Below are 25,843 nucleotides of genomic sequence, written 5' to 3' on the forward strand. Positions count from 1 at the left end.
TGTCATCGCCTCCGACACCACATCGCCATCGTCCGCGGTCAGCTACTGCTCCACCTACGAACCGATGTACTTGTACTTTAGGTTCAGGTCATCACCCTTACCGCTCAGTTCGACGTGCAAAATGGGCTCCTGTGCCTTCCCATCCACCCAAAGAATGCATTCCGCGCCCCAGGATTGACCGTCGTCCATCTCGAAGAGATCAATGTATGGTCTCGATCCTTTCTTGCCCGAGAAAGCCACTTCAATCGGCGCTAAGCTGATACTAGGTTTTCTTCCAAAATAGTCGTCGAGCGATTCGCATATCTCATCGAGAATCGGTTCGGTGACCCCGAACGTCGACTCCAGTAGATGCTTGTCCATCGAGTTGAGTGCGCCAAGGAATTCGGAAATCACTTTATAAGCCTGATCGTTCAATGATGGGGTCATTTCAGCCTCATTCGTTTCGATGGTGTGCTCGTCCCAGAACCGGCATTTGCACCAATGCTGGAGAAATAGCCTCGTGCGCGTAAGACAGCGCACTTAGCCGCTTTGGGGCTTAGCCCGGCGGCCTTCAGTGAGTTGAAGGCTACTACAGTCTCGCTTCCTAAGGTGCCGGCAAGAGACGCGTTGTCCTGAGTCCGGTTCGCGCGGTAGTGCGGCGTTCCGCGAGTGGTACCGTCAGCGTTTCGTCCCTGCAAACTGATCGCTGGGGCGTCGTTGTAATCATAGTTCGGCAGACCATTCACGGCTGCATCTTGGTAAATGTGATGGGAGTCTTGCTGGCCGCCGATCTTTCTCAGGTTCCCGTGCCTCCCGGTTACCACTCCTTCGTCGGCTAGAATCTTCTCGCAGTCGTCTGCGCAGGGACATTTCGCGAGCCCTAGCGGATCGATCCATTGAATCGGATTGGGCGCATATTGATAGACGTTGATGCCGCCTTCAAGGCCAATCGGGTCGTTGCTGATGAACCGCCCCGAGTTCGGGTCGTAATACCTGTGCCGGTTATAGTGCAGCCCCGTCTCTTCGTCCGCCTGCTGCCCTCGGAACCGCAACGGATTCCTCGGCACGATTCCCGCGGCGGCCTTCGATGCCCGCGCGATCACTTCCCGCGCTTCACCCCACGCCTTGTACGACGCCTCCCACACGACGTCACCGTCGTCATCCGTCAGCAACTGCGGCGTCCCGATCTGGTCGCAGTGGTAATAGAACAGTTTGGCATCCGCCCGACGCTCCGGCACCTTTTGCAGCGGATCGTCCTCCGGTACGTACCGATCGGTGCTCTTCCACACCGGCGTCGCGATTCCCTCGACCGGCTCGGCCACGTACTGCGCCAGCGGCGCGAATGTCCCCGGCTCGTAGATGTAGTGCGTACCGCGTTCCCCGTCACTTTCGTACGCAAGCGTATCGCCATCCCACCCGAACACCGTCCGCTCGCCGTTCACCTCCTTCGCGATCCGGCGGCCGAATGCGTCATAGAAGTACCGCGACTGACTCTGCCGCGATGTCTCGGCAACACGCGCCGCCAACAAGCGGTTGAACTCGTCCCACTCGTATTCCTGCTCGCCGGCTGGCGTACGCTTGCGGATCAAGTTCCCCCGAGCGTCGTATTCGAAGTGCATTCCCGCATACGCCTTCAGCAGGTTACCGAGTACTTTCGGCACCTCGGCCGGCAACGTGCTTTCCGGCCTCACCGGGCTTCGCCGCGGCGCAAGCGCCTCTGTCGTCTGCGGCGGATCGATGATGTTACTCGCAGGATCGAACGAGAACCGTTCCTTCGCAACCGGGCTAATCGCCTCGATCAGTCTCCCCACCGGGTCATACCGATAGTCCGTCCCGCCCTTGCGGCTATCCTCGATCCGCGACAGTTGCCCCACCGCGTCATAGCGATAACGCCTCTCGGCCAGCGGTGCGGGTGACGTCGACCGCTGCACCGTCTGTTGCAGCATACGTCCCGCCGGATCATAGTGCGTGCGCTGCCCGACTTTGTTCGACAGTTCCCGCACCGTCTCGCGGTGCAGGTCATCGCGCTCAAACTGCACCCGTTCCTGGCCATCCAGCAGCATCCCGTGCACATGCCCCGAGCCATACATTAGCCAGTCGACTGCATGACCATCCGGACGCACGGTCCGCCGCCGATTGCCGAGTTCGTCGTATTCGTGATGCCAGATGTAGCTGCGCCGCTCCCCGAACAGATCGTAGGCATGATGTTCGCGCACAAGATTGCCAACCGGATCGAAGAAGAACTGCACGCGGCTGTACCGGTTCACCGCGTCGATCAGTCGCCCGCTCGGATCGTAGGCAAACCGCTCTTCGCTTTCACCCGACATACGCTTCAGCAGGCGGCCATTTGCATCGAGGTCCATCGACCTCACGCAACCCGCTTCATCAATGGATACGAGGCTGCCGCTTTCTCGATCGTACTGATAGCGCGTCGACTTACCGTCGAAGCCGATTTCCTCAATCAATCGCCCCGCCGGATCGTAGTGAAACTGATACGTCGCAAAGTTCGCATCGGTCAGCGCGGTCAACCGACCGAGACGGTCATAGCGATACGCAATCGTCTGCCCAAGCACATCGGCGCGGCTCGCAATGCGACCGACCGCGTCATAGCTGTATCTCGTGGAGCGATTGAGTTGATCGGTATGTCGCAACAACCGGCCTTCCGCGTCGTAATGCACCTGCTCGACACCGGCGGGCGAACGTATCTCGGCCAATTTCCCATTCGGGCCATAGCCGTAGGCCGTCACACCACCAGCAGCGTCCTTTGCCTCAATCACACGTCCGATGTCGTCGTACCGCCACTCGGTCTTCTTGCCGGAGCAATCCGTGTAGCTCGTCAATTGCCCCGCGGCGTTGTATTCGAGCGCTTTCGATCCCCCCTTCGCATCGGTAATTTGCGTCGGCAATCCCTTGTCGCCGTATGCGTACTTCGTCGAGTGCTCGAGCGGATCGATCTCCTCGACGAGATTGCCCGCATCGTCGTACTTGCGCTGCCAGACATGGCCGTTCGGATCGACGAGCCGAACCATCTGGTCCTTGTCGTCGTAACCCATCTCGACAATGCTGCCGTCCGGACGCTCGTGCCACGTGAGGTTGCCGCGCGCGTCGTACCTCATCTGCTCGATGCTGCCGTCCTGCAGAATGTGCAGCGTCAGATTGTTGTGCGCGTCGCGCCGGAACCATTCCTCGTTTCCGTCGGGATAGGCGATCCGGTAAACGTAGCCGTTGATGTTGTAGTAGTAGCGCGTCATCTGACCGAGCGCGTCGGTCACGTAGGTGAGACGAATGTTCGGATGCCACGCAAGACGAATGTCGAGGCTGCCGTCGTCCGCGTACTCGCGCACGCATTTCGCATTTGCGTTGTCGTCAGCGTCTGCACCGTCCCATTCGAGCGTCATCCCGCGGCCGGTACGATCGGTGTAGCGGGTGATGAGATGTCGATGGTACTCATAGCTCCACGCGTTGCCGTGCCGATCGGTAGCGCGCACGAGATCGCCTTGGTCATCGTATGCGTAGCGCGCAAGCGTGCGACGCTCGCCGCCATCGAGCACTTGCTCGATCAGCGCGATCCGCCCGTGCTTGTCGTGCTCGAACGACAGCACGTTGCCGCTCGCGTCGATCAACCGCGCGACGCGGTCGAGCGCATCGTAATCGAGCGTGATCGTGTTGCCCGCGCGATCCTTCTGCATCGCCAGCCGGAATGCATCGCCGCGCCGTTCATACACGTGCAATGCGTCGTAACCGTACGCGATCGTGAGCCACGTATCGTCAAGGCGCGACAGCGTCAGGTTCTCCGCGAGATCGTCATGCACGCCACCGACGGCAAGCGCGCGATATTCGATGCTGCGTCCGCTCGCGTCTCGATAGAACCACGTATCGCCGTCGACATCGATGCGCGTCGTATAGGGCGTAAGCCAGCGCGCGCCGAGTTCGCCGTCGTCGTATGCAGACAGACGCGATCGATACGTGCGAGCCCAGACGAGCGGCAACGCACCGGGAAGTTCGAAATCCGTATGCGTGAACGTCTCGTCGCCGAATGCGAAATCGATCGATGCAGGCGACGCGCCGATCTGGCAACCCTTGCATGGACTTTGGCCCGCACCGCCCGCTCGCGCTTGCTGCCCGGTCATGCCGACCGGCTCCTGAGGGCGATCGTTCCGCGCCTTCCCCTTGCCTCCGGGCGGCACATCCGCCGTCTTTTCGTGGGGTTTCCCGCGCAAACGTACCTGTGCAACCGCCTGGACCAGCTGCGCGATGAGCCACAGCATCTTGCCCTCTTCGCTGCCGTTCAGATCGCGGATCGCCTTCGCGACCTTCGGTGCCTCGGTCTTCAGGAACGTAACGATATCGCGGAACGGTTGCAGCCACGAATCCGGCGCGAGCTTTGCGGCAGCCCCGGCCGTCGCGTTCCCGACCTCCTTGCCCAGCGCGATCGACCCTTCGTAGCCGTACTCGAACGCGTCGACCACCAGCATCGGGTTGTACCAGGACCGATCGTCCATCTTCCGCGCGATCCGCTTGGTACGCTGCACGTTTGCGCTGCTGTCGAAAAGCTGCCCTTTGAGCGCGAGTTCCAGTCCGGTCGCAAGCCCGACCATCAATTCCTGCGCTTTCGCAGCGCAGTCGTTCAGCAGCTCGACAAGAACGTCCTGCAGCGTCTTCAGGAAATTTTCGATTTCGGTCGCGGCTGCGGCATTGACGTGCGTAACGAGCACCGAAATGATCGCCGCGCCGAGATTGCCGCGCGACACCAGCAACTGATTGCGCACGAGCCCGAGCAGCGGCCGCGCCGACAGGCGGAACGACGCCAGCGGCGGCGGAACTGGAATAACGCCGATCAGGTTGATCGCAAGCCCGAGATAATCGAGCAAATTGGCGCTGCGCTTCTCGATGATCGTCACGATGTCGCACACCGCATCGTAAAACGCCATCAGGTTGCCGATGATCGGTACGGCGCTTGCAACGGTCTTGAGATCCTCGAACGAAATGTGATTGCCGCTGATGCGGAGCAACCACTGATTGAAGCGATCGCCCCCCGCCGCGACATCCTTCGGCGAAATATCACTGAGCCAGGAAACAGCCTGTTCCTTCTCTGCGCCCGGTGGAAGTTGTTGTGCCATGTCGTTTTTCGTTCAAATCGCGATTTAGTTGTTCTTGACGGTTGATGCACCGCCCTCTCAGGATTTCAGCGGTCCGCCGAACCCGCTCGTCGGCAGCTTCATGCCGGTCGCACCGGCCGCCGACGCCACCGTCGTCGCGCCCTTGCCCGCAATCCCCGCGACACCGGGCAATGCGCCCTGCAGCGCCCCGGATGCTGCGTTCGCCGCCGGCGCGGCCAGCGCCGCGAGCCCGCCTTGCCGTGCAGCCTGCACCATCCCGGCCACCTGCTTCGCGGCACCGCTCAGGCTCGAAGCCGTCTGCAACGCAGACGCCACGCCCGCGCCGCCGAGCGCAGTCGCCGCAGCCGGCAACGCGGAACTCGCCAGCCCGCCCAGCGCAGCGCCTGCGCCACCGCCGCTCACGAGCCCCATGGCAGCCGTTGCCGCTGCAGGCGTCATCCCCTGCAACTGGCTGGCAAGCTGCCCAGTCGCCGTGGCCTGCGCGGCTTCCGGCGACGGCTCGACGGGCTCCGCCGGCCACTTCGCCTGCTTGAAGTAGTTCGCCGGCTGATCCGACTCGCGCGGGTCCTTGCCGAACTCGACACGCACCGCACCGGGCGGCAGCCCGCTCACGACCGTGTAGCCGCTGTTGTCGAGCGCGCCCTTCTTCAGCACCGCGCCGTTCACGTCTTTCACCGTGAACAACCCGCCCTTCACCGCCTCGCCGTTCACGTACTTGTGAAACAACTCCAGCTGCCCCGGCTGATCCGGCCGCGGGCTCGGCAACGGATACCCCATGCTCGCCGGCCCAGCGAACGTATGCGACGCGCCCTTCACATCCACCGCACCCGGCGTGTGAATCTCGATGTTCCCGCCTTGAATGCGGATATACCCGCCGCCGCTCGTCAGCAAGATTCCCTGATCGGCCGCGATTTCAATCCGGTCGGTCGCCGACACGATCTTCACCGCCTTCTGCGCGGTCACCTCGACGTTGTCCGACTGCGCCTGGATCTCGACCTTGCCCTTGCCCGCGAACAGCTTCATCCCCGCGTTCTGCACGAACAGGCTCAGCTTCTGCCCGATGCTGCCGATCAGCGACTTGCCTGCCGCAACATGCACGCTCTGCCCGCTCGCGACGTTCACGTGATCGTTCGCGACCACATGCACCGACTGCTGCGTCGACATCCCGATCCCCGACGGGCTGCCGAACAGCATCACCGGTTCCTTGAACGCGTTCGCGTTGCCCGTGCCGCCGCCTGCCGTGCGTCCTCCGGCGGCGCTGCCCGATGCGCTGTCCTGCGTCGCGTCCGTGAACGCGCGCATCGTGTCCTGCGCGTCCTTCAGGCTTTCCGCCTGATGCTGCTCGCTCACGCCCGACATCGCCTCGACCAGGCTCTCGCCCGTCACGAGCTGCTGCTGCGCCTCCTTCACGTCGAGCGGCTGGCTGTTCGCCGCCTTCGGATGCGTGGTCACGTACAGGCCCTGGCTCGCCCGCACCGCGCCGTACGCATCCGAGCGCAGGTCGAACCCGCTGCCGAGATACGAGCCGCGCGAATTGCCGCTCTGGTCGATGATGTAGCCGAGATGCAGCAGGCTGTTCGCGCTGCTGCTCATCAGCTGCACGCGGTTCTGCCCGGTCGCGTCGTCCATCACGAGCTGGTTGTAGCCGCCGCCCGAATACTCTTTCGACCGATATCCGGACAGGATCCCGTCGGTATGCCACTGCGGCTGGTTCGCGCCGTTATACACGCGCCCGACCGCGAGCGGCCGGTCGCAATCACCGCCGACGTAGTCGATCAGCACTTCCTCGCCGATGCGCGGCACGTGCACGCCGCCGTAGCCGCCACCCGTATCCGACTGCACGACGCGCACCCAGCACGACGCGTTCTCGTTGCCCGGGTTCAGGCGGTCCCACACGAACTGCACGCGAATCCGGTTCAACGCGTCCGTATAGACTTCCTCGCCCTGCGGCCCGACGACGATCGCCGTCTCGAGATGCATCTCCGGCTTGTGATGCTCGAACGGGCTGCGATACGGCACGCTCGCGCGTTGCGCTTCGACTTCGACGAGATAGAAGCCGGTCGAGCCATCATCGTGCGGCACGCGAAATGCGGGATCGGCGCCGTAGCGCTCCTGCACCTGCGTCAATGCCTCGCGCAGACTATATGGAAAGTCCGCGCCGTCGCTCGCGACGGGCAGGTTGTTCTCGATCCACCACGCCACCTCGATCGCGGCGAATTCGCGCTGATCGGCGGGATCGCGATCGTGCTCGGGATGGTCGGTCAGCGTGAAGCGTCTGCCCGCATCGATCGCGCGCACGCCACCCGCGCCATGGAAGCGCTTTGCCTGCGACTCCCATTCCTCCATCCTGACCTTCGTCAGATGGTCGCCGCGCGTCTGGTCCAGGTATGTATAAGCGCCCGTGTACTCGTAGACTTCGAGCTGATCGGGCAACTCGCCCTGGCCGCCCATCGTCGGCAGCGACGTGCCTTTCGGGTTCGACGGCTGCGAAGGATTCTTGTAGTCGAACGTGCGCGTCGTGCGCGTCACGCTCTGCAGCGTACGCGTGCCCGACCATTGCGTGTACGCGTCGGCCTCGCTGGCCGCGCCGCCGTGATAGAAGCGCACGGCCTCCGGCGACAGCGGCGCGAACGCCTGCAGGTTGTCGGTGATCACGAGCGTATGCGACTTGCCGTCGTCGGCCTGCTGCCATGCGCAGTAGAGCCCTTCGTTCTCCATCAGCCGATGCACGAAATGCCAGTCGGTGTCGTGCTGGCGCGTGTACGAACGGTTCGGCAGCGGCTTCGACAATGCGAAGCGGAAATGGCCCTGCGCCTGCGGATGCTTGTTCAGCACGTCGCTGATGATCTGGTCGACGGTTGTGTCGTTCCAGAGCCGCTGATCGCGGCGGAACTTCAGGAAATGGGTGAAATCGGCGAATGCGAGCTGATAGGTCGTGAGCCCGCCGTCGGCACCCAGCCGGCGCGCGGTATGCACGTATCCGTTGATCGGCCGGTAGCTGCGGTCGCCCTGCTGGATCCACAACGTGACGGGCTGCGCGATCAGCTTTTTGAGTTCCAGATCGCTATCGGTCGACAGCACGTCGAGCGTGAACTCGTACGCGCGCCCGATGCGCGAACGGCCGACCACCCGCTGCACGGTCAGGACATTGGCCCCCAACGGCGTGTCGAGCTTCAGCAGCCGGTCCTGCTGAAGCAATCCGCCGCGCAATGCGGCAATTGTGTTCTGCATGTTCATGACTACGGCCTTTTCTTCTTTTGACGCGCCCTCGGATGGCGCCGGCATTTGATTCCGCTCGCGCGATTTTACAGACAAATTACAGCGCGAACCCGAAATATGACCTGATTTAAAAGAACATTTCGAGTGCAATCGGAAAATATCCGAGCGGGACTGCTCACCGAATTGCTCGCCCCAGCCGAGCCGATTTCTGCCCATGCCACTGGAAGTCAGTCGCCTCTCCCCATGAAATCGATTGCAATCAGGGCCAATTCGACTTTCGGCGCGGCGCGGTTGCGAGTAGTGTCTACGTGCCCGTATTGCGGCCCACCGGGGCCGGCCGGCGCCCGGCGCTCACCACAACACCGTACTGAACACTGGAGATCTGCGATGAAACGTTCGAAGTTCCTGCTGTCGGGCCTGCTGCTCGCGTCGGCCCTCGGCTTCACGGCCGTCGCCGCGCACGCTGAAGACCTGCTCGATTCGGTGAAGAAAGCCGGCGTGCTGCGCGTCGGCCTCGAAGGTACGTATCCGCCGTTCAACTCGCGCGGCACGTCGGGCCAGCTCGAGGGTTTCGACGTCGACGTCGCGAATGCGGTCGCCGGCAAGCTCGGCGTGAAGACGCAGTTCATCCCGACCGAATGGAGCGGCATCATCGCGGGCCTGCAGGCCGGCAAGTTCGACGTGATCGTCAACCAGGTCACGATCACGCCGCAGCGCAAGGAAGTGCTCGACTTCAGCCAGCCGTACACGTACTCGGCCGCGCAGCTGATCCAGCGCAAGGACGACACGCGCAACTTCAAGTCGCTCGACGATTTCAAGGGCAAGAAGCTCGGCGTGACGCTCGGCACCAACTACGACCAGATGGCGCGCACCGTGCCGGGCATCGAGGTGCAGACGTATCCGGGCGCGCCGGAGAAGCTGCGCGACCTCGCCGCGGGCCGGATCGAGGCGACGCTCGACGATCGCCTGATGCTGCCGTACATGATCAAGACGTCGAACCTGCCGCTGCGCGCGGGCGCGGTGCTGAACGGCGGCAAGCAGGAAATGGCGATCCCGTTCCGCAAGGGCAACCCGAAGTTCGAGAAGGCGATCAACGACGCGCTGGCTTCGCTGCAAAAGGACGGTACGCTGAAGAAGATCTCGATGCACTGGTTCGGCAGCGACGTGACGGTGCCGGTCGCGCAGTAAGCGGTTCGGCGTTTCGATGCGTCACGCCCTTCGTCTCGATGAAGGCGTGACGCTTCCTCTCAGGCCGCTTCGTCGAAGCGCGCCAGCAGCATCTGGCCGATCGGCGTCAGCGCCGGGCGCACGGCTACCGCGCTCATGCGCACCTGCGTATCGACGACCAGCCGCTTTTCTACCAGCACGGCGAAGGCCTGATTCGATTGATCGACGCTGTCAGGCGCGCGCGCAATGCGCAGCAGCATCGAGAATTCATGCGGACTCAACATGGTCCAGGTCTCCTGATCGTTCGCGATCCGGTTCGAATCGGCGTCGATCCTGCTTTCGAATGAAATGGTGGGGGGCATGGACGGTGCGCCGCCGGGAGCGAGATCCCGGTTGCCCGCCTGCGACGCGGGCACGTCGTCGGAAGCAGGTTGCGCACGCCCCGGTTCCGGCGATGCCGCCAAGACGGGAACGTGCAACCTTATGGGCGCATCGTGACGCGACCGTGACAGCAAAACGGGGGCGCAACGGCGCGCGCTTTCCCGCGTTCCGTTTCGCGCCCGTCAGCGCGGATCGACCGAATACGGAATGCCGCTGCGTGCCGATTCTCCCGCATGGCGCATGCAGCGCACGACCACGTTCACCGCACGCCCGAGCGGCATCCCTGACTTGGCTGCATGTGAAGTGCTGTCGCACCTCTTGACCGAGAAAGTGCCCCTCTCGGCATGAAATACCGAGCTTACCCAGCGCCTCTCGAAATCGTTGCTCGACCCTTCTTCGCTCACACTCCAGGCACGATACCGTACCGCGCATCGCAACCGTGCCGATACGCGTGAATTCATGGCCGAACGCGCAGCGAAACAGGTAGGCAAATTGCGCACCGTTCCATTGCTCGGTCAGCAGCGTGAGCCCACGGTTGCCCGCGATTTCGCGCAGAAGCGAAAATGCTTCATCAGAATTTCTGCGCGTGCGCTTTAGTGGTGTGGTACTGCTCATCGTGTCGCTAAGCTTCGCACCTCTCTTCATCAATCTCCGGCAGCATCGTCGGATCAAGCAAGATCCGGTGTTGCGTGGGGTTGCGCTCGCACACGAATTCGTTATGTCGAGGCCCCTCGCGCGGACCGACACTACGCAAATTCATATGCGAATGACACCAGGGACATGTAGCTGCGAAGGTACTGAGGTGTATTCGCCCTTTCGCACCCAGCTCCACGAAGTGCCTTCGGCTCACTGGCTCAAACCGACGGCGACGCAGTGCAACGACCAAGACCCATGAAATCGCTCCGATAACCATTGAAAAGAAAAACAGCGAACCCCAAGACGCATATTTCTGTTTTGCAAAAGGGGAGTACAAAGTGAAATACAGTCCGAGCAGGCTCGCCAATCCTGTCACAATCCCGAACACGCTCAATCGTTCGGCTTTAATCGATGCGCCACCTAGCAGACCGTTGAAATACGTCGGTCCGTCCTGCACGATGTAGGCTCCCGAGATCAAGGAAGAGCAGGCAGATGCGAGGCGCGGACGGTTACAACGAATCGTTGTTCAGCACGGTGAGGCTAGAGGAATTTGTTCCGCAGGCGCATCCGCTGCGCCAGATCCGGACGTGGCTGAACGAAGCACTGTCGAAGATGGATGCGAAGTTCTCGGCGATGTACGAAGTCGACGTGAAGGGAGGCCGACCGAGCATCGCGCCTGAGAAACTGATGCGGGCGATGCTGTTGCAAGTGCTGTACAGCATCCGTAGCGAGCGGCAACTGGTTGAGCAGATCTCGTACAACCTGCTGTTCCGTTGGTTCGTCGGCCTGTCGATCGAGGAAACGGCGTGGAACCACTCGGTGTTCAGCAAGAACCGGGATCGGCTACTGGAATTCGACGCGGTGACGGAGCTGTTCAACGCGACGGTGGAAACGGCGCAGAAACGGGGCCTGCTGTCGGGCGAACATTTCAGCGTCGATGGCACACTGATTCAGGCCTGGGCTAGCCATAAGAGCATCCGTCGCAAAGATGGTAGCGACGACGACCGGCCGCCAGGCAACTGGCACGGCCAGCCGCGCAGCAACGAAACGCATGAATCGAAGAGCGACGGTGACAGCCGCCTGTACCGAAAGAGCAATGTTGCACCGGCGCTGCCGAGCTATCTCGGTCATGTGCTGACCGACAATCGGCACGGTCTGGTGGTCAATGTACAGGCCAGCCGGGCGAATGGCCGAGCCGAACGCGACGTTGCCGCCGAGATGTTGCAGGACGTCGCGCGACCAGATCGACGCATCACGGTCGGGGCCGACAAGGGTTACGACACGCGCGGGTTCATCAAGGCTTGCCGGGACGCGAACGTGACGCCGCATGTGGCGCGGAACACGAAACGCAGCGGCGGCAGCGCGATCGATAAACGCACGACGCGGCACCTGGGCTACGCGCTGAGCCAGCGCAAACGGAAATGCATTGAGCAGTGCTTCGGCTGGGGCAAGACGATAGGCCCGCTGCGACAGGTCATGGTTCGTGGTCTCGAGAAAGTGGACCAACTGCTGACTCTGACGATGGCAGCCTACAACCTGACGCGGTTGAGATCGCTGGCCGCGTTGCGCCCGCAGAGCGCCTGAGGTACCAGAGTGGGCACCGGGAAGCCCACGACGTTGATCCATTCGCATTGAAATCGGCAGAGCGAGCCGAAATCGAACGCTTCGCGGTGATCGTCGTGAACGGCGGAAGGGAAAATACGTCAGGACGGACAGTAATTCAACGGCCTGTTAAATCGATCTACGGATGCCGAAGTCAACGCCCCCGTCCCACCGCCGACAAGCGCCCCGGCCCCACCAGTGAGCAGGTTCGAGGTCACGTTGCCGAGCAACTCGTCGACATTTGCATTGCCGGTCGGCCCCGTCTCCTTGATCGACTACGCGATTTCATTCAGTTGCGGGGCGAGCTTCGCCGACACGCCCGCACCTGCCGCTCCACCAGCCGCACCCAAGCCACCGCCGGTCAACCCGCCCGTCAACGCACCGCCGGCAATATGCAGCGCAACACGGTTGTCCCCGCCTTCGGCCCAACTGTCGGCTGCCTGCTGATACCGTGCCTTGAGCGTCGGATCGGTCGCATTATTCGCGTTCGTCTGTGCCTCGTCCCGCTTCCTGTCCGCATAGCTACCAATCTGCTTCGCGATCGCTTCCGACGCCGCTTGCGCTGCGTTGATCAGATCCGACTGGCTGCTCAACACCTGTTGCAGATCCGGGGTCTTGCCGACCGCGCCATTCAAGCCCGACGTGTCACGATTCAGCGTCGCTACATCCTGCTTCTGGTTCGCCTTGTCCGTGATCGTGATGTTGCCAGCACTGATTGCGCTTTTCGCGGGTCGCGCTACTGCTGTCGCTCTCGCTCACATACAGTGGCTGACCGCCACCCGTATAGGTTGAAACCCGCAGACTGATGGATCAAATGACCGCGTTCGCCAAATATTCGCCCATATTCAGCACAACCACGATAAGAATTTCCTCAAGCAGATTGTGGAAGTGATAGTTATTTGAGCCAGAATGCATTGACCTCTATCCAACTACGCTACTAGCATAACCTCGCCACAGTGGTCATGACTTGAACCAAGGCCCGAACTTCTCCGGGTCATCACTCAACAGCCCTGCCTTGCGCAGCGGCTTTGGCAGGTGCCTCGCAAAAACGAAGAACAAGATAATGAATAACGGCAATCCAATTGAAAGTAGCGCTATAGTGTCATCCATTTTGAATGCAATGCGGCATAGTCCGGATACAAGGAAGGACCAACAGCCAGCACCGACTGAAGATGCGAGGCATACAGTGAAAAAAATTTGAGACGTTGCATATAATCTACGCCAGTTCACTTTTCACCTCCACCTCGAATGTCGTTGACAACGGCTGCCCCCTTCGAACCAACGCCGTAAAGCAAAAACCCCTGCGTCGTACCATATGGCCACGGCTGCTTAAGAAAAGGAAGCAAATTTACATTATTAATGCGCGGAACGGTTACGCCAAACATAGAAACCGGCCGATTCAATCCATCAGCAACGCCCACGTTCAAAGGTACCGGAGCCTTCAAGGCGAGAATGGCCATTCCAAAATTAATTCCGTCATACACGGCGCTTCCCCATTGCGGAGAAAGTTGGTTAAATCCCCAGCGCAATGGGTTATCTCCCGGCTCGCTGATTCCGTTGTAGCGTTTATACAAGCCGCTACCGCCTTCTACGACTTCACTCAATCCAAACGTGGTCATCCAGCCACCGACGGCACATCCAATACCACTCGTGCAAAGAGCCGCACCAGTCTTCGCCGTCATTCCACCAAGGGCGATTTTAGTCGCATCTTTTGCCACACCCACCGGATCGTTCTTGATGGCGTCGCCACTTTTCTGCAGAAAAGTATATTCGAATAGACCCGAACTCTTCTGTTGGCTCATCCAGTCGAATTCTTTGGTAAGCGACGCCGCTTCAACCTCGCTCACAAAATTCTTGTTTCGGTCATCGCTACCTACGGCATATTCCGCCCAGCATTTGACGGCATAACAAGCGGCACGCGTAAGGCGCTCTTCCTCTTTCTTGTCGCCGTTCGCCTTGTCGTGAATCGCCTTCTTCTCGTCCTGATTCAACTGCCGGTTGAACCGATCCACGGCCGCCGAAGTCAACGCACCCGTGCCACCGCCGACGAGCGCACCGGCCCCACCGGCCAGTAGGTTCGAGGTTACGTTACCCAGCAGCTCGTCGACATTCTTGTTGCCGGTCGGCCCAGCATCCTTGATCGACTGCGCAATTTCCGTCAGTTCGGGCGCAAGCTTCGCCGATACGCCGGCACCCGCCGCACCGCCAGCCGCGCCCAGTCCGCCAGCCGTCAGGCCACCCGTCAACGCACCGCCCGCAATATGCAGCGCAACACGATTGTCGCCACCTTCGGCCCAGTTCTTCGCGTCCTGCAAGTACTGCGCCTTGAGCGCCGGATCATCGGTCGCAGCGGCTGCGTCGCGGGCGGCTCGTTCCTTCTTGTCCGCATAATCGCCGATCTGCTTGGCGATCGTCTCTGACGCCGCCGTCGCCGCGTTCATCAAGTCCGACTGACTGGACAGCACCTGTTGCAGGTCCGGGTTCTTGCTCACCGTCCCGTTCAGGTTCATCGCGTCCCGGTTCAGCGTCGCCACGTCCTGCTTCTGACCCGCCTTGTCGGTAATCGTGATGCTGCCGTTGCTGATCGCGCTTCGCGTCGTCGCGCTGCTACTGCCGCTTTCGCTCACATACAGCGGCAACGCGCCGCCCGTGTTCTTGCCGTTCGTGTTCGTCGGCCCGTGCGTCGCATAGTTGTTGCCGCCGTCGCCGATGCCGCCGCCCGCGCTTACGCCGACGCTGCTGGCGTTGTAGTCCGAGTGGTTCTGGATGTCCGAGAAGGACAGCGTTCCGGTCATCAGCTGGTTCTTGTTAGGCGTCGCCGTGCTCGCGATGTACGCTCCCTTCAGGTCCGTGTTGCCCTTGACCGTCACGTCAAATCCACCGTCCCCGGCCTGAATACCCGACTGCTCGTTCACGCCAGCGTAGTTGCCGGTCGCATGACCGCTCTGCGCGCTGAAACTCGCGCTTCCACCGCCCTGGCTGACACTGAACCCACCGCCAGAACTGCTCTGGTGCGCCTCGCTATGGCTCGTATCCTGCACCGACGCGAGATTCAGGTTGCCACCTACATCCGCAATCACCTTGTTCGCATTGACGTTCGCGCCGATGATATTGGTGTCGCCGCCGCTGATGATCGTTGCCGTGTTACTCGCGTTGACGTGCGTGTTGTTCTGCGTCGCTGCATCCGAGTTTGCATCGCCGTGTGCGCGCGACATTGACGCCGATACGCCGAACCCGCCCGTGCCGTACGACACGCCCACGCTCGCGCTCTTCGACTCGTTCGTGCTGCGCGTGCTGTCGGTATCCGTGCTGTTGACCAGATTGACCTTGTTCGTCGCCTGCAACAACACATCCTTCGCGGTCACGTCCGATCCCTGGATCGTCACGTTACCCTGTCCGGCGTTCTTGTCACCCGTTGCGACGAACGCGGCAGTACCGCCCGCCTTCACGCTGCTGCCGTTGTTCTGCGTGCTGTTCTCGGTGAACGTCGACTTGCTGTGAGACGAGCCGAAACTCAATTCGACCTTCGCCTCGACCTTGCCCTTCGGATCGTTCAGCGCATTCGTCATGCTGCCCGTTGCGCCGACCAGATCGACCATGCCGCCCGCCGCCGCAATCGCATGCAGTGCTGCCGCCCGTCCGTCCTGACTACCGCCCGCGCCCTGCGCCTGTTGATTCACGTTCTGGATCGCATCGATCACCGGCGACTTCACCGCCAGCGTGAAACCCGAACTCTTCACCTCGTGCGTTTCTTCGTGATGACGATCCGTCTGCGACGCATCGATCGTCACTTCCTTCGCGACGCCCGTCACATCCTTGCCGGCGACAATGTCGGAGCCCGTCACATGCAGCTTGTTGCCAGCCACCATCGACACGCTACCGTCCGTGCTGCCGATCAGGCTGCCCTGCGAACCCTTCACCGTATCGCGGCTGGTATCTATCGTCTGGTTCGTGCCATACGAGATTCCGGCGCCTGCACTACCGAGGCCGGATTTCTTCACGTCCTTGTAGTGATATTCGCTCGAGGCCGTGTCCGCCGTCGTAACCGTCAGGTCGTGTCCTGCGGCGAGGCTCACGTCGTTGGTTGCAGCGATCGTTGCGGCCTTCGCCGTCAGGTCGTTGCCAGCCTGCACCGCAACCGTGCTGCCCGACAACGTCGTGCCCACCGCATTGGTGTAGCTGCTCGAATCGATCGTGTGCGTCGATTTAGACGACAGGAAGCCGTTTTCTTTGTGATAGTGCTCGTCGTTCGCGCTCGCGCTCTGTTCACCGGCCTTCAGGTTGACATCGTGCCCGGCGCTGATGCCAATCGCACCCTGCGCATTCGCATAAGCTGCCGTCGCATTCACGTCATGGCCAGCCGCAATCGCCAAGTTGCCACCCGTTGCGATCTGCGTGCCCGTGTCGCTCGACGCCGAGTGTTCGGCGTGATTGCGGGCGTCCCACTTCACCGCGTCCTGGCTGCTCTGGCGAACCGCGTTCAGATTGACGTCGTTGTTCGCGGCCAGCACTGCATCGCCGGTCGTTGCAATTACAGCCGCGTTGGCGTTCAGGTCTCGACCGGCAACAGCCTGAAGCGTGCCCGCATTGACCGTCGATACACGATCGATGCCGGTCGCACTGCCATTCGCAGCCTTCGCAGAACTGGTCGTGCTCGTCAGGTTGAGGTCGCGCCCCGCCGACAGCGCCACCGTATTGCCTTGAATCAATCCACCGAGATTATTGAGATCCTGGTTCGCACTCGCGAGCACGGTTCCGCCCGACACCGTACCGCTGTTGTCGATCGAATCGGCGTGAATGATCGTGACGTTGCGGCTGGCGATCGTGCCCGAGTTCTTGTACGCACCATCCGAATCAATGGTGACATTCTTGCCGGAGATGATTGTGCCTTCGCCAGTCACGTCCGCCGCGTTCGCGTGCAAATACACCTGCGGCACCAGCACCGTCTGCTGACTACCATTCGGCAACGTCACCGTCTGATTCACGAGCCAGACGATGTCGCTCGTCAGCGCGGCCATTTGCGCGTCGGTCAGCGCGGTGCCTACGTTCAGCCCGAACTGCTGCGACGCCTTCACGCCATTCGCCATCAGCGCCTGATATTCGCTCTGGTTGTCCGTATAGTCGCCGATGAAACGCTGGCCGGTCGTCTGGATAATCTGCTGCTGAATCAGTTGCTGCTCGTAAAAGCCGTCGCCTATGCGTTTGAGAACCGTATTCGGGTCGACCTTGAGCGCATCCAGCATCGTGTCGCTCGACAGCCACTTCCGGTAATCGGTAAAGCGCGGGTCCGTCTCGATCAGGAAGTGGCTACCGGGGTCGCTCGTGACCTGATACAGCGCGTTGTTGGGCAAACGTGTGTTCGGCGTCACCGTGCGCACGACGACATCGCCCACATTGGCCTTCACGGCCGATACGTTCCCCGCACCGACACCAGACACGCCGGAGCCGACCAGCAATTGCCCGCCAATATCCTTGTCCGCCACCGGCGTCACGCCCGTACCGCTTGCGCCCTGCGCAACGGACGTCGCTACCGCCACGCTCTTGATCGGATTTGACGGCTTGCTCGGATCGCTCAGCACCACCGGCAGATCGATGGTCTGCGCCGGAATGGCCGGCATGAAGGGGGTCGAACTGGTTGCTCGCTCGTCACCGCTGAACGCACCGCCAGACTGAACCCACGTATAGATCGCCTGACCTGAACCCGTGAACGTTTCCGTGCCTTGCGCACCGATGTTCTGTACGTTTTTCGGATTGTTACCGTCACCGGCCACGATCTGACTCTTGTCGTTGACGCCCGAGACGGTATTGATCGTGATACTACGACCAGACGTGATCGTGCCCGGTTGCGAAGCCGTAACAACATCCTTGGTCGATGTCACGTTGGCCGTATAAACGGTGTACGTCTGGACGAGGCGGCTCGCCACGTCAGCGTTATACCCGACCAGCGCCTGATTCAGGTTCTGATAGGCGGCAACGGTCTCCTTGTACCACTGCTGGAAAGGCGCACATGCCGCGTTGGTCGAGGTCAGACACGACGGGCTCGCCGGATCGAAGGGATTCGGTTTTGCACCCGTTACGTCCGCTTCAGTGGGGGCCTTGATGGAAAACCAGTCGCTGCCGACGCCCCTTCGTCCGAAAATTAGCGCGGCGGGCGCCGTCATGGCGAACGGCCCCTGCGTGACCCACGCCGGGTTTGCGTCGGGTGGTGGCGCCACACCGAACGTCGTCCAAATGTCGGCCGGTACCGTACGATATGCACCTGTCTGTGCCGCCGCCGCCCCCGAGCCAAAGTAATTGGCGGTGTACGCCGTGTTGTCGATTTTGCCAGCCACGCCGTTCATCGTGTACTTCGCGTACTCGGCGAACGGATACTTCGTCGACGGCAGCAAGATGAATTTCTGGTCGTCGTCCAGCGCCCACTGGTAATCCGTGCCCGGATGAATCTCCTGGCTGTTCTTCTGGTACAGGTAAACGGTCGACGGATCGATCTTCTCGGTCGAGCCCGGGACCTGATACCACAGCTGGTTGCCGCTGTCGGTAGTGACGGTCGAGGTCAGGAAGTTCGAGTTCAGGTTTTCGAACCGATACGCGCCGATCGTGATGTCACGGCCAGCATCAATCTGCGCCCCGTTGTTTGTCACGGTCTGCGCGCTGCCGGTTGCCTGATGGTTCGCATCCAGCGCGCCGCCGACGCGAATGTCGTTGCTCGCGTAAATCAGCGCGTTGTTCTGGTTCTTGAGCGTCTGCGCCCCAATGTCGAGATTGCCGCGAGAAGCGATCACGCCACCGACGCCCTGGGCGTTCTGGTCGTTGACAACCGTGTTCGCGCCCACTGCGACCGTATCGCCGTAGATCCGTCCACCGACATTCGTGATGGTGTCCCCCGCCGTCACCGTCGTGGTACCGCCATCGATCAGACCTTCGTTCGTAATCGACTGGTTCGCGTGGACGTTCGTAGCGCTCCCACCGAAAATCTCGCCCGTCGCGCGGTTCCGAATGGAATTGGCGTTCACATTGGCAACATTGCCGGCCGACAGTGTGCCGCTGTTGTCGAGCGCGCCGCTGGCAGTCGTCGTCAGATCATGACCCGCGACGATCTGCCCATTGTTGGTGAGATTGCCTTGCGTCGTTACGTTGACGTCGCCCGCCGATTGGAGCTTGCCGTCGTTGTTGAGCGTACCTGTCGAGACCGCCAGTTGCTGACCGCCATTGATGTCGCCCTGGCTGTTGACCAGCGTATTCGATGCCGTCAACGTTGCCGAGCCTTTCGACTGGATGCCGCCCGACGTGTTGTCGATGGTCGGTGCGGTGAGCTTCGCATCCTTGTCAGCGCGGATAGAACCGGACGTATTGTCGATCGTCTGGTTGGCGTTAAGGGTAACGCTCGCGCCCTCCATCCCTGCAGTCAGCCCCGGCACGCCTGCCGTTGTCGGCAACGTCGAATTGGCGGTCTGCGCATTGCGAATCGTATCGCCCGTCACCGACAGCGCACCGCTCGCGTGCATGGCCCCGCGCGTGTTGTCGACCATCGTACCGGACACCGTCACATCCCGGTTGCCGCCGATCTGGCCGGCCACGTTCGACACCGTACCGGCGCTCCGTACGGTCAATGCACCGTCCGCCACGAGCGAACCCGCATCGTTGGTCACGGATGCGGCATTGACGGTCGCCGCACCGCTCGACGAGATGGCACCACCTGCGTTGTTCAGCGCTCCGGTTGCCAGCGTGACGCCATTGCCGAGAACCTGACCGCCCGTGGATTGCCCTGCCAGTACGCCGTTGTCGAACGTCTGGCCGTGCGTATCGATGTCAACCGCTCCCGTTGCCTGAACCAACCCCGACCGGTTATCAAACGCACCCGACCGGCTCGTCAGTGATTGGCTTGCCGCCACTTTACCGAGCGTGTTGTCGATCGCCCCCTGTCCGGACGCGAGCGTGACGTTCGCCCCCGTGATCGTGCCGCCCGAGTTCAGCAATCCCGCATTGGTCAGGGTCGTGTCACCCGACGCGAGCAGCTTGCCGCCAGCGTTGTCCGTCGTGCCAGATGTCGCCACCGCCAACGCGCCGGAAACCGAACCGATGGTGCCACCGTGGTTCGACACGGTCTGCGCCGCCACGGTCGTGTCGTGTGTCGCCGCGATCGTCCCGCCTGCATTCGTCAATGCGCCTGCTACAGTGAGCTTCGCCGCATCCGCCGACACCGTGCCTTGCGAATTGTCGAACGTACCGGCCTGCGTATTCAGCGCGCCAGCTGCGGTAATCTTGCCCTGGGTATTGTCGAGTGCCTGAGAGACGGTCAGCGCCATGTCGCCGGTGGACGTACCGATCTGGCCGGCACGGTTGCTCAGCGTGCCTGCGGTTGCGGACAACCCGGTCGCCCCCACCAGCTTGCCGCTGTCGTTCGACAGCGTGCGCGTGGCATTCAGCGACAATGCATCCGACGTTGATCCGATCTGGCCGCCCGCATTGACCAGGTCCCCCGTCTGGATTTGCGCACCGTGCACGGCCGTCATACTGCCGTTCGTGTTGTCGATCGTGTCGCTTGCAACGACAAGCGCATTGGCCGAACTCACCGTGCCGCCAGTGTTCGTCAGGGACTGCGTCGCACGCAGCGTCGTGTCGCCAGCGGCCGATCCGATCGTGCCCGCCGCGTTGCCAATGCTGTTTGCCGTCACCGACAGACCATTGCCGCCGACCATGGAGCCCGACTGATTCAAGACGGCGCCCGTCGCCGCCACGTTCAGTGCGGCAGTGGTGCCGATCTTGCCGCCTGTATTCACGACATCGGCCGCGGTGATCTGTGCGGCGTGTGCGCTGACCGATCCGGCCGAGTTGTCGAGACGGGCCGTGTGGATGGTCAGGTCGTTACCAGACGCAAGCGTGCCGTTTGCGTTGCTCAGCGATTGCGTGACGTCGAGCGAGGTATTGCCTGATACGGAGCCAATCTGGCCCTGTGCGTTAGAAACCGTATTCGCCGTCAGCGTGAGACCATTGCCACCTGCGATCTTCCCGTTGTCGTTCGACACGTTCCCGGTCGCCGTCAATGTCAACGCACCCGTCGAGGTGCCGATCTCGCCCGCCACGTTCGTGAGGTCGGTTGCAGCGATCTGCGCCGTGCGCGCAGTCATGTGCCCCTGCGTATTGTCAAGCGCGCCAGCCGAGTTCAGGGACAGCGCATCCGCCGCCAACGTACCGGACCGGTTCGAAACCGATTGCGCGGTCACGTTTGCCAGGTTCTGCGAACTGATAACGCCTGAGTCGTTAACGAGTCGCCCCGCACTCAGCGTTACATTCTGACCGCTCATCGTGCCGGCGACGTTCGACAACGTGCCATTCGTCGTGACGTTGACTGCACTGGTCGCGTTCACGGTCCCGTGGTCGAGCGTGACGTCGTTTGCGAACAGATTGACGTTATCGCCCGCTGCCAGCGTGCCGCTGCTCGTCACGTTCGCAGCGCGCGCCGTCACCGAGCCACCACCGACGAGATTGCCTGCGGAATCTGCCCCCGCGTATGCCTGCCCGCTATTGTTGAACGACGTGGCGGCTGTCAGGTTCGTGTTGCCGCCCGACGAAATCGTTCCGGCGTTCGACAATGCCTGAGACGCGTTCAGATCGGTGGTCTGCGTACTGACAATCGTGCCTTGCTGGGCGACGTTGGTGCCATCGATCCGGGTGTTCGCGGACGACTGAAGACGCGCCGTCGGCGCAATCGTCACATCGCCGTTGTTCGAGACTTGAATATCGCCGGTCAGTGACGTGACCGAACCGGCATCTCGCACCCCCACGCCGGCCTCGGTCCCGATCATCCGGACGCTATTGGCAAACATGCTACCCAACGCTTGCACGTCGATCGCGACGCCCGGCGCTGCGCCGGTGCCGGTCTGAGCCTGCGCAGTGTTGCTCGCATAGTCGACCCGGTTCGCACCCGCCACTGCGTTGATCGAATCCGCCCACACCTGGCCGTTGATCGTCATCGCGCGCGCGATCAGGTCGATCGCACTGCCATGCGCATCGAGCCCTGCACCGGCGATGCCGATCTGCCCCTGCGTCACGTTGAAACCGGCCAACGTGCCATCCGGATTGAAAGTCGACACGCCGGTCGTCAGCGTCACACGCGGAACATTCAAAAATCCGCAACCCGCACAGGTGATGCCTGCCGGATTGGCGATCACGAGATTCGCGCGATTGCCCGCGATCTCGGTCGGCCCGAGCAGTTGACTGGGGTTACCCGACGTAACCTGGTTGACGATCACGCGCGCCGAGTTGTTGCCAAGGAATGGGTTGCCTTGAACCCAGCCGGCGAGCTGCGTCTGTGAATCCCGGCCGCTGTTGACCAGCACCGCGCCCTTCGTCCCGACGTTGTACTGCGTGAAGTTGTTCAGCGAGACGCCGTTCTTCGGTGCAGTAATGTTGACAAGCGGTACGCCCGATGCAGACACGCCGACGACCGGATGGGTCGGACCGCTTCGATCGGGCGTGATCGGCAGCGTTGCCTGCGCTTCGGCGACGAGCGGCTGCATGCCGAACGTACAGAGTGCGGCAAACGCGGTTGCGCGTGCCGCAAACCAGATCGAGATCCCGGAATCCGTCGACATAGGTCGAGTGGCTCGCCGCACGCGAGCGCGTTCACCGCCCCCGTGCGCCGATGCGTATTCGTCAACCGCTACCAGCATGCCGCGCACGGCACTGAAGACCAAGCGAAAGATTCCGGAATTCATAATCGTTTTATTCTTGAATGCATGTCAGGCCGGCCGTCCACGTATCGCGCGAATGACCGCCCCCACTCACGTTACTTGCAGCTCAGTGCCACCAAGCCGTTGATGTTGCCCGTCGTCGCGGCCGGGATGCCGTACGACACCACCAGATACGGCTGCTTCGCGTCCGTGCCCATGACCGTGCTCATCAGAGTCGATTTGGTTTTCGAGCTCAGCTCCGTCAGACCAATCGCAGAGGTTCCGACGAACGACTGGTTCTGGTCGCTACCGATCGAGTACTGCAGATTCAGCGTGTAGTTGATGGCCGGATTACCAAAGGTATCGGTACCGGTCGTCAGGGTCGCCGCGGCGCCATTCAGCGAACCCGGGGCCGTATTGCCGTCCGCCGACGTCGGACGCGTTGCGAAGGCCAGCGAGCATTGCATTTGCACAGGCGAGGTCGTGTCGATCGCAACCGGCACACCGATTGCCCATACTTGCCCCTGGTTGGCGTTATATGCAGCCCCCGAAGAATCCGCACCGTCGGCCCAGCGGCCGAGTGCGATGGCGCCATTGCCAGCGAGGTCCGTCACGATGCCTTTGGTCAGGGTCTTGATCGTGCCCGACGAGTCATACGGAATCGCGACATAGGCACCCGGTGCCTGCTCCTTGAGCGTCGCGGTAGGCTGGGTCAGGGCTCTGAGCGTGTAATTCCCGTTCGGCATCTGCCCACCGTTCCACGATGCGGGCGGCATCAGAATGCGGACCGTCGAAACCTGGCTCGAGATCGATTGCGATTGCCCTTCCACCCGAATCGTCGACGACGAAGACGCACTCCCCGACGGCGCTCCGGTCGATGACGTGCCATTTGATGCGGCGCTACTGCCGCTACTGCCGCTACCGCCGTCGTCACCGCCACCGCATGCGCTCAATCCGATCGCTGCCACCACCGCAAACGTTGCCGTCGCGGCTTGCAAAAGCCGACGCTTCTCGTACAGGTGCTGCATAGTCCTTCCTTCTTCTGATTGACGATCAACAAGACACCGAGTCGAGATCGACACCCGCTCGGTCTCCCCAGCTACGCTTAGAACAATGTGCTGACCTGGAACAGCAGCGTCGGCGAACTCGTCTTGAAGCCCTGCGGCTTCGACAACGGGAACCCAAGCGACACGTCGTAATTCAGTGCGGCACCGAGCACGTTCTTCGGTGCGAGATTGCCGCGCACGCCGACGACGGCGCCGACCAGTGTTTCGCCGAGCAGGTACTGTGCAGCGGGCCCTCGCACGCGCCCGGCATCGACGCCGGCATAGAGCGCCTGCGTGCCGACAGGCGTCGGCACGTACCAGTCGAGTTCGTTGGAAACCACCCAACCGCTCTCGGCAGCCAGTGTCAGTTGCTGATCGAAGCCACGCACGGCGTAACGCGTGCCGATCGTGAAATAGTCGGAAGGGGTTAATGGCGTACGCGCGTTCTGCATGTTCCAGCCGAACTGGTACGAGAACGTCTGACTGCCGATCTTGAAAGGAACCTGGGCGCTGAGACTTGCCAGCTCGATCTGCGTCTTGCCGTCGAAGTCGGGCGTGCCAACCACCGTGCCCGAATTACTGGACAAGCCCGGCAGCGATGCGCGCCAGGCAAACGAGCCGTCGAGGACAACATTGCCGATGTACTGGCGATGTGCGATGCCGAGCTCGTAGCCGATGATGTCGCGATGCTGCACGGGAAGGTCGACACCATCCAGCGAGTTGCGACTGATTTTGTGGAATAGGTTGCCGTGGATCTCCGTACGCGCGTGTGCGTTTCGATAGATCACACCCGACAGGCCGGCCTGAAGCTGCGATTGCACGCCGCTGTATTCAATCGGCGCATCGAAGCCGGCCACCGTCTGCTTATAGCGGGAGCGGCTCGCGTTCAACGTCAGCATCGCATAGCCAACCGGCACGCTATAGTTAGCAGACACCGACTGATTGCCTTTGTCCGATGCGCCAAAGTTCGCATTCGTCGTGCCGGCAATTTGAAGCTGGTCGTAGAGATGAAACGGCGAATCGAACGTGAACGAGCCGGACAGTTCGTACTTGCCCGTCGAATCGAGGCCCGCGTTGTCCGTACCGATAACGGCATGCCAGCGCTTGCCCGTTCCGGGGTGAAAGACGAGTTCGGAGTCTCCCGGATTAAGACCGGGCGCGATGTCGAACGTAGCATCGGACTGGGATTGCAGACGACGCAGGTTCTCCAGCCCTTGATCGATATCGCGCTGGTTCAACAGCGCACTGCCTGAAGTCGGCAGCGCCGCGCGCAACCAGCCAATCGTGGGCTTGTCGGCTCGGACCTCGCTGATGCGTCCCGGAACGACACGCAGCGTCAACGTGCCCGCTTGCAACGATTGCGTCGGCACGAGAACGCGAGATGTCACGTAACCGCGATCGATCAGCGCATTATTGGCAGCATCCTGAATCTGCTTGAGTGCGGTCTTGCCGACACACTGGCCCACGACCGGCTGAAGGAAACGCACGAGCCAGCCGAACGTGTTGTCCTCCAGCGCGATTTCCTTGATCGGAAAACACGGATTATCGAGCGGCAGGTTCGTGACGCTGGGTACCGAAGTCTTCTCTCCAGTCGGCGTCAACACATTGGGGCGTGGATTCAGCTCCTTGGTGGCCTCAAGTTGCTGCTGCTGCAAACGCTGGATTTGTGGGCCGGACGTAGTTTCGGATGGCGGAACGCCTTGGGCTAGCGCAGAAACGCTCGCCAACGCCGAAATCAACGCTGCCGAAGTTTCTCGTTTCTTCACTTGTTAGCGGCGTAATGATTGGTCTCTCGCGCCGTAATTTATCGAAATACTTGCAAGCACAGTGTCAGAAACTGCAAGGTCGGCATTAGATCACCTGTCGATCAGTGCTGCCTCAACACCGGACACCTTTTCATAAACGCCCGCTCCAACAAGGAAAAAATCGTCAATCGACTCTAAAACAAATAAAAATTTGACACTTTGCAATAAATAATTTCAGATAGAAATAAAACATTGAGACTCTACGCAACCCGCCG

11 protein-coding genes are annotated in these 25,843 nt (G+C 61.4%); 2 read left to right on the forward strand and 9 right to left on the reverse strand.

What is annotated here, in order from left to right:
• Nucleotides 1-54: 54 nt before the first annotated feature.
• The 3 genes from KVT39_RS28190 to KVT39_RS28200 are packed head-to-tail and all read right to left on the reverse strand — an operon-like array spanning nucleotide 55 to nucleotide 8,336.
• Entirely contained in the window at nucleotides 55-426 is a 372-nt protein-coding gene (locus KVT39_RS28190) for a hypothetical protein (protein WP_105393973.1), read from the reverse strand.
• Nucleotides 423-5,099, reverse strand: a complete 4,677-nt coding sequence (locus tag KVT39_RS28195; RefSeq protein WP_217590706.1) for an RHS repeat-associated core domain-containing protein — start codon at nucleotides 5,097-5,099, stop codon at nucleotides 423-425. Before KVT39_RS28195 ends, KVT39_RS28190 begins: the two co-directional genes overlap by 4 nt.
• A 57-nt stretch (nucleotides 5,100-5,156) precedes the next feature.
• Nucleotides 5,157-8,336, reverse strand: coding sequence for a type VI secretion system Vgr family protein (locus tag KVT39_RS28200; RefSeq protein ID WP_217590707.1), 3,180 nt, complete (start codon nucleotides 8,334-8,336; stop codon nucleotides 5,157-5,159).
• 369 nt (nucleotides 8,337-8,705) lie between these two features.
• Here KVT39_RS28200 and KVT39_RS28205 point away from each other — a divergent pair, with 369 nt between their 5' ends.
• Nucleotides 8,706-9,506, forward strand: a complete 801-nt coding sequence (locus tag KVT39_RS28205; protein WP_034183669.1) for a cystine ABC transporter substrate-binding protein — start codon at nucleotides 8,706-8,708, stop codon at nucleotides 9,504-9,506.
• A gap of 59 nt (nucleotides 9,507-9,565) precedes the next feature.
• Here KVT39_RS28205 and KVT39_RS28210 read toward each other — a convergent pair whose 3' ends face one another.
• Nucleotides 9,566-9,769 (reverse strand): hypothetical protein, encoded by a 204-nt coding sequence (locus tag KVT39_RS28210; protein ID WP_034183744.1) that lies wholly within the window; start codon nucleotides 9,767-9,769, stop codon nucleotides 9,566-9,568.
• 719 nt (nucleotides 9,770-10,488) lie between these two features.
• Nucleotides 10,489-10,959, reverse strand: a complete 471-nt coding sequence (locus KVT39_RS28215; RefSeq protein ID WP_217590708.1) for a hypothetical protein — start codon at nucleotides 10,957-10,959, stop codon at nucleotides 10,489-10,491.
• Nucleotides 10,960-10,994: 35 nt separating this feature from the next.
• Here KVT39_RS28215 and KVT39_RS28220 point away from each other — a divergent pair, with 35 nt between their 5' ends.
• A complete protein-coding gene (locus KVT39_RS28220; RefSeq protein WP_217590709.1) occupies nucleotides 10,995-12,086 on the forward strand; it encodes an IS5 family transposase in 1,092 nt (363 codons plus the stop codon).
• Between the two features lie 293 nt (nucleotides 12,087-12,379).
• Here the strand turns inward: KVT39_RS28220 and KVT39_RS28225 are convergent, their stop codons facing one another.
• The 4 genes from KVT39_RS28225 to KVT39_RS28240 form a co-directional block, all read right to left on the reverse strand.
• Entirely contained in the window at nucleotides 12,380-12,739 is a 360-nt protein-coding gene (locus tag KVT39_RS28225; RefSeq protein WP_217590710.1) for a hypothetical protein, read from the reverse strand.
• A gap of 591 nt (nucleotides 12,740-13,330) precedes the next feature.
• Nucleotides 13,331-22,822 (reverse strand): hemagglutinin repeat-containing protein, encoded by a 9,492-nt coding sequence (locus tag KVT39_RS28230; protein ID WP_217590711.1) that lies wholly within the window; start codon nucleotides 22,820-22,822, stop codon nucleotides 13,331-13,333.
• 71 nt (nucleotides 22,823-22,893) lie between these two features.
• The gene (locus tag KVT39_RS28235; RefSeq protein WP_217590712.1) at nucleotides 22,894-23,805 is read right to left on the reverse strand and encodes a hypothetical protein; all 912 of its coding nucleotides are present in this window, start codon (nucleotides 23,803-23,805) and stop codon (nucleotides 22,894-22,896) included.
• 77 nt (nucleotides 23,806-23,882) lie between these two features.
• The gene (locus KVT39_RS28240) at nucleotides 23,883-25,589 is read right to left on the reverse strand and encodes a ShlB/FhaC/HecB family hemolysin secretion/activation protein (RefSeq protein WP_217590713.1); all 1,707 of its coding nucleotides are present in this window, start codon (nucleotides 25,587-25,589) and stop codon (nucleotides 23,883-23,885) included.
• Nucleotides 25,590-25,843: the final 254 nt, after the last annotated feature.

It is taken from the genome of Burkholderia sp. GbtcB21 (assembly GCF_019091065.1).
Taxonomy (GTDB): Bacteria; Pseudomonadota; Gammaproteobacteria; order Burkholderiales; family Burkholderiaceae; genus Burkholderia; species Burkholderia pyrrocinia_C.

What these genes read in the sequence shown, in the direction of transcription:
- KVT39_RS28190 (WP_105393973.1), bottom strand. Translation starts at nt 426, where the DNA reads ATGACCCCATCATTGAACGATCAGGCTTATAAAGTGATTTCCGAATTC.
- KVT39_RS28195 (WP_217590706.1), bottom strand. Translation starts at nt 5,099, where the DNA reads ATGGCACAACAACTTCCACCGGGCGCAGAGAAGGAACAGGCTGTTTCC.
- KVT39_RS28200 (WP_217590707.1), bottom strand. Translation starts at nt 8,336, where the DNA reads ATGAACATGCAGAACACAATTGCCGCATTGCGCGGCGGATTGCTTCAG.
- KVT39_RS28205 (WP_034183669.1), top strand. Translation starts at nt 8,706, where the DNA reads ATGAAACGTTCGAAGTTCCTGCTGTCGGGCCTGCTGCTCGCGTCGGCC.
- KVT39_RS28210 (WP_034183744.1), bottom strand. Translation starts at nt 9,769, where the DNA reads ATGTTGAGTCCGCATGAATTCTCGATGCTGCTGCGCATTGCGCGCGCG.
- KVT39_RS28220 (WP_217590709.1), top strand. Translation starts at nt 10,995, where the DNA reads ATGCGAGGCGCGGACGGTTACAACGAATCGTTGTTCAGCACGGTGAGG.
- KVT39_RS28230 (WP_217590711.1), bottom strand. Translation starts at nt 22,822, where the DNA reads ATGAATTCCGGAATCTTTCGCTTGGTCTTCAGTGCCGTGCGCGGCATG.
- KVT39_RS28235 (WP_217590712.1), bottom strand. Translation starts at nt 23,805, where the DNA reads ATGCAGCACCTGTACGAGAAGCGTCGGCTTTTGCAAGCCGCGACGGCA.